General features: G+C 67.9%; 4 protein-coding genes and 2 pseudogenes. 4 read left to right on the top strand and 2 right to left on the bottom strand.

All coding sequences use genetic code 11. The features are described from left to right. A pseudogene (locus ACFU8W_RS51980) lies at window positions 1–189 on the bottom strand (hypothetical protein); the annotation flags it as partial. A 309-nt stretch (window positions 190–498) separates the two neighbouring features. On the opposite strand from ACFU8W_RS51980, the gene ACFU8W_RS51975 reads away from it, so the two are divergent. The 3 genes and pseudogenes from ACFU8W_RS51975 (at window position 499) to ACFU8W_RS51965 (ending at window position 3,663) form a co-directional block, all read left to right on the top strand. Beyond that, the gene (locus ACFU8W_RS51975; protein ID WP_384052829.1) at window positions 499–1,596 is read left to right on the top strand and encodes an integrase core domain-containing protein; all 1,098 of its coding nucleotides are present in this window, start codon (window positions 499–501) and stop codon (window positions 1,594–1,596) included. Between the two features lie 95 nt (window positions 1,597–1,691). Continuing rightward, a pseudogene (locus ACFU8W_RS51970) lies at window positions 1,692–1,855 on the top strand (IS5/IS1182 family transposase); the annotation flags it as partial. Between the two features lie 179 nt (window positions 1,856–2,034). Then, window positions 2,035–3,663, top strand: a complete 1,629-nt coding sequence (locus ACFU8W_RS51965) for an IS200/IS605 family accessory protein TnpB-related protein (protein WP_384052827.1) — start codon at window positions 2,035–2,037, stop codon at window positions 3,661–3,663. Between the two features lie 350 nt (window positions 3,664–4,013). Here the strand turns inward: ACFU8W_RS51965 and ACFU8W_RS51960 are convergent, their stop codons facing one another. After that, window positions 4,014–4,271: an integrase gene (locus ACFU8W_RS51960; RefSeq protein WP_384052824.1), complete on the bottom strand. Its 258-nt coding sequence runs from the start codon at window positions 4,269–4,271 to the stop codon at window positions 4,014–4,016. 347 nt (window positions 4,272–4,618) lie between these two features. On the opposite strand from ACFU8W_RS51960, the gene ACFU8W_RS51955 reads away from it, so the two are divergent. Continuing rightward, window positions 4,619–5,257, top strand: a complete 639-nt coding sequence (locus ACFU8W_RS51955; RefSeq protein ID WP_384052822.1) for a hypothetical protein — start codon at window positions 4,619–4,621, stop codon at window positions 5,255–5,257. The last annotated feature ends 68 nt before the right edge of the window (window positions 5,258–5,325 follow it).

The following is a 5,325-nucleotide window of genomic DNA, read 5'->3' as shown; positions in this document are numbered from 1 at the left end:
CGCCTGCTGGCACGCCTGCTGGATCGACTGCTGGACCACCTGCGCGATCTGCTGCTGGCCGGTCTGGCCCCAGGGCTGCTGTTGGCCGTACTGCGACTGTGTGATCGGGGGCTGGCCGAACAGCTGCTGCTGGTTGTACGGCTGCTGGGTCTGCGGCTGGCTGATCTGCTGGGGGGTATAGACGGACATGCGGGACTCCTCCTTGAGCCTCTCGGTTTCGGAAGCACAGACGAGCGGCACGCCAAGAAACCCAGCCTGCCGCCACCGAGCAGCAAAGCACCAACCGACCAAGAACACATTCCGGGACATACCGCCAAGCGACGGAGTCGCGTGACGAACGCGTTGACGATGCCCACGGCCGCAGCATCCGCCCTGCTCGTCTGGCCAGAGGCCGCACCCAGCACAGCCACCATCTCGCCACCGCCACCCCTGCGCCTGCCGAGAATGCTATCCATGCACCTCAGGGGCTTGTTCGGTGCTGCGGCAGGATGAGCACTCGTGTTGCTTCGTCTCGCCTATCTGACCATCACCAACGCGTTCGCCACGCTGCGGTTGCTACCGATGAGCGATCGCGACAAGGACGCGGAGATTCTCGCTTTGCGCCACCAGATCCTGGTCCTTGAGCGGCAGCTCGGTGCGGGCCGGGTGAAGTTCGCCGCGGAAGACCGGGCCTTCCTCGCCGCTCTGCTGGTGCCGCTGCCGCGCCAGGTTCTACGCCGGCTCCGGCTGCTGATCCAGCCCGACACCGTGCTGCGATGGCACCGCGACCTGATCAAGCAGCGGCACGCCCACACCTGCCGACCGAAGAGGCCAGGCCGCCCGCCCACCGTTCGCTCGATCCGCATCCTGATCCTGCGCCTGGTCCGGGAGAACCCGTCGTGGGGCTACCGCAGGGTGCACGGCGAACTCGCCACCCTCGGCATCAAGGTCACCGCCTCCACCATCTGGGAGATCCTCAAGACCGAGGGCATCGACCCCGCACCCGACCGGGCCGCCACGACTTGGGCCGGTTTCCTGCGCTCCCAGGCCGACGTCATTCTGGCCTGCGACTTCGTCGAGACCGTCACCCTGACCGGCCGGCGCCAGTACATCCTCGCGGTCATCGAGCACGCCACCCGCCGCATCCGGATCCTCGGCACCACGTCTCACCCCACCGCCCAATGGGTGAGTCAGGCCGCACGAAACCTCGTCATGGACCTCGAGGACACCGCAGCCACCGTCACATACCTGATCCGGGACCGGGACGCGAAATTCCCCGCACTCTTCGACCAGATCCTGGAAGCCGCCGGAATCCAGACCGTCCTCACCGGCGTCCGGATGCCGCGCATGAACGCCATCACTGAGCGCTGGGTCCAGACCTGCCGCCACGAACTCCTGGACCGCACCCTCATCTGGAACGAGCGCCACCTGCGCCACGCCCTCCGCCAGTTCGAGCTGCACCACAATGCCCACCGGCCACATCAAGCGATGAACCAGGCAGCACCACTGCGCGCGGTCCCCGAGCCGATCACCGATCCCGGGCGAATCTCCCGTCTGGACATACGCCGCCGAGACCGGCTCGCCGGAGTGATCCATGAGTACCAGAACGCCGCCTGACCTGGTCGGATGAAATATTCAGCAGCCGCAGAGTTGCTGCCCGTTGTGTGTGAGGTTCAAGCTGGCCCACGGGCTTGGCCGTGTTGGGTGGCCGGGTGAGCGAACGCAAGCCCTGCAAGAGCGACTTATCCGACGAACGGTGGGCCCTGATCGAGCCCGTGATCTCCACCTGGAAGGCCGATCACCAGTTGGTGTCCGGCCATGAGGGCCAGTACGAGATGAGATCGTGAACGCGAGCCTCTACCAGTCCCGGACCGGGGGTTGTGAGCTGCTGTCGGTTTGCTGAGCTGAAGTGAGTGGTGGTGTGCGGGAGTGAGTCCCGTCAGCGGGTTTGCGGGGGCGTGAACGGGGGTTCTAGGGTCGAATGGGTGACCTTGGCGGCTGCTGCTCGTTGGGCTGGACAGCGGGTGTCTGGCCTTTGCGGGCGGGGGTGATGTGGTGGGTGGCGTGAGGAAGTTGGCCGTGCCGTTCGTGGTGCCGGGGCCTTGCGGGGTGGCGGTCCGGGACCGGCTGGGGCACCTCACGGCCCGGGACGAGATGGTGCTGCGTGCGGTCGGTGAGCATCAGGGTGCGTTGGCTTCGCGTGATCTCAAGGCCCGCTGTGCGGATGGTCTGGAGCACAGTGCGGACACCTGGGCGGCGCGTAAGCGGGAGCTGACGGTGCTGTCGTCGTCGCGGATCGCGGGTGCGATCACCAAGGCCACGCACGATCAGTGGGCGCTGGCCCGCCGCTGCCAGGCAGCACACATCCAGACACTGGAAACTGGGATCAAGATGCTGCGGCACCGCCTGTCTCTCTCGATCGGGGAGAAGGGCACCAAGCGCGCGGCGGGTGGCTACAGGTTGAAGAGCGAGTGGTTCCGCAAATCTCGCCGCCTCGTGATGCTGGAGGCGCGGCATACTGCTGCTGTTGCCGAGTGGCAGGCCGGGCGGGTGCGGGTGGTGCGGGGCGGCAGACGTCTCCTGAACACCCGCCACCACCTCGCCCAGGCCGGGCTCACCGAAGGCCAGTGGCGGCAACGGTGGGAGGCGGAGCGCTGGTTCATCGCGGCGGACGGTGAGTCGGGGAAGCGGTTCGGGAACGAGACGATCCGCGTCACCCCAAACGGCGAAGTGTCCATCAAGCTGCCTGCCCCGCTCGCCCACCTGGCCAACGCCGGGCACGGCCGGTACACCCTCACCACCCGGATCGCGTTTGCGCACCGGGGTGCGGAGTGGGCCGACCGCATCGGCGCAAACCGCGCTGTGGCCTACCGCATCCACCTCGACACCCGGCGCGGCCGCTGGTACCTCACGGCCTCGTGGCAGCGCCCCGTCGTGCAGACCATCCCGCTGGCGACAGCCCGCGCCCGGGGCATGATCGGCGTCGACACCAACGCCGACCACTTCGCCGCCTACCACCTCGACTCGCACGGCAACCCCATCGGAGACCCACACCGCTTCGGCTTCGACCTGTCCGGCACCGCCGGTCACCGCGACGCCCAGCTCCGCCACGCGCTGACCCGCCTGATCCACTGGGCGAGGCGTGTCGGGGTCGCCGCGATCGGCATCGAAGACCTCGACTTCACCACCGAGAAGACCCGCGAGAAGCACGGCCGCCGCAAACGGTTCCGGCAGCTCATCTCCGGCATCCCGACCGGGAAACTCAAGGCCCGGCTCGTCTCCATGGCCGCCGAACACGGCCTGAGCATTGTCGCGGTCGACCCCGCCTACACCACTTTGTGGGGTGCCCAGCACTGGCAGAAACCACTGGTCACCCCCCGCCGCACCATGTCCCGTCACGATGCCGCCGGCATCGCGATCGGACGACGCGCCCTCGGGCACCCGATCCGGCGACGGACGGCACCGCCCCCACACGACCGGAGCGATCGTGCGGGGCATCGGACCGCCCAGGCCGGACCAGGTGACCGGGGACGTGAGGGAACCCGCCCACCCACAACGGACCGGCCCCCCGGAGAGCCGTCACCGAACGGGACGCGAACGCGGGAACCCAGCGCATCCAACACCGTTCGGGATGCGCCCAGTACGCAACAGTGGGACCAGGACTCACTCACGCACACTGGCTAGGAACGGTCAGTGGGACTGCCTTCCCCACGACCAGCCGCCCCGCAGGGCGGTGTACTGCCCGCCAAGTGGCGTGACGATGGTACCGGCCGGACCATCCACGACCTGCTGCACTGGCAGGTACGGGGGCGAACGAAGCGATCAGCCGACCCGAGTATGGTCGTGCTCGACACGCAGAGCGTCCACGCCGCTGCGGGGGGTGCCCGGGCCGGGCCGGTTCGCCCTGGATCCGGCGGCGGCCCCAGCGGGCATTCTCATCAGCCAGGCGCAGCACGAGACTCTTGAACGCGGCCGCCGTCGGCGGCCGTCCGGTGCGGGAGCTGCGGGCGCAGTAGCCCCACACTTCCTGGCGATCAGTTTGCGGTGCCAGGCCAGCAAGCACCGGCAGCGGCGGGAAAGACGGCCGCCCAGCGGCCACGCGGTACCAGCGAGGTCAGGGCGGCAAGCCAGAATCGGTCGGCCGGCTCATCGCACACCTTGCCCCTCACATGCCTGCCCATGATGGCGCTCTCGTGCCGCAGCACCAGCAGTTCCACATCCATGGCAATGTCCCGGCGCAGCAGAACGGACAACGGCGCACGGACGATGCGGTAGAGCAGGGACACAATCACCAGGGCAGCATGACAAGCCCCCACCGACAAGCCAGTAGGCGGGCGCTGACCAGCAGCGATGACTTTACGATCCCCACACCATCAGCAGTGACAGTGCCCCGGTCAGTGCCGTCGTGGCATGCCCCGCATCTGCTGGTTCCTCACCCTGAAGGAAAGGGTGAGACTTCACTCGACTGGCACATCAGGGCTCTACTCGTGCGTAATATCTCTAGACACTGCTGCGCATTGCGGCAGTTGTGCCCTGTGGGTGTCCCAGTCAGCGCAGACGGGGCGCCTGCCTCCACCCGCTCGCGGGTCCGGTTCGTGCTTTCACCAACATTCCCGCGAGCTGCAGAAAGGCCCGCCTCATGTCGGAAATTCAGGTCCACACCACAGGACTGGCGTCGCAGTACATCGCCCAGGTGACGGGTGACCTTGAGCGCAACGTCAAGGAGCAGGAGCGTATCGGCGGGGAAATCGAGGCGCTGCAGGAACAGTTGGGTGCCCTGCAGCACGACCACTCCGTGCTGGTGAGCATCCAGGAGGCGCTCGGCGGCGCGAGCCCCGCCGGCGAGGCAGACACCACGGCCACGCCGACCGTCCCGCCCCAGGCCACGACCGAACCCCGGCAGCGCAAGCCGAAGAAGGCAGCCGCCACGAGTGCCAAGGCGACGACATCCAAGAAGAGCGCCTCCAAGGCCTCATCCGCGAAAGCCTCGTCCGCGAAGACACCCAAGACAGACACCAAGCCGACCCTCGTCAACCTGATCCGCGGCCACCTGGAGCAGCAGAGCGAGCCGCGTTCCGCCGCCGAAATCTCCGCCGCACTCACGCAGGCCCACCCTGACCGCGGCGTCAAGACCACCGTTGTGCGTACCACCCTCGAAGGACTGGTCGCCAAGAGCCAGGCTCACCGCACCAAGCAGGGCTCGTCCGTCTTCTACACCACGACGACCGCCTCGGAGCCCGCTGCCACCGACCCTCAGCAGGAGGCAGTGGCCGGCTGAGCACCCGCAGGAGCGCCCAACTCACCGCCACCAGGGGCAGCCCGGTGACGCCCGGCCGAAACCTCGTG

Source organism: Streptomyces sp. NPDC057565 (genome assembly GCF_042801455.1).
GTDB lineage: Bacteria > Actinomycetota > Actinomycetes > Streptomycetales > Streptomycetaceae > Streptomyces > Streptomyces yanii.
The sequence above is the reverse complement of the archived record's forward strand: the minus strand, read 5'-3'. Positions and strand labels throughout refer to the sequence as shown.

Bases quoted from the DNA above. Each gene is read 5' to 3' on its own strand.
- ACFU8W_RS51955 (WP_384052822.1), top strand. From the start codon at position 4,619: ATGTCGGAAATTCAGGTCCACACCACAGGACTGGCGTCGCAGTACATC.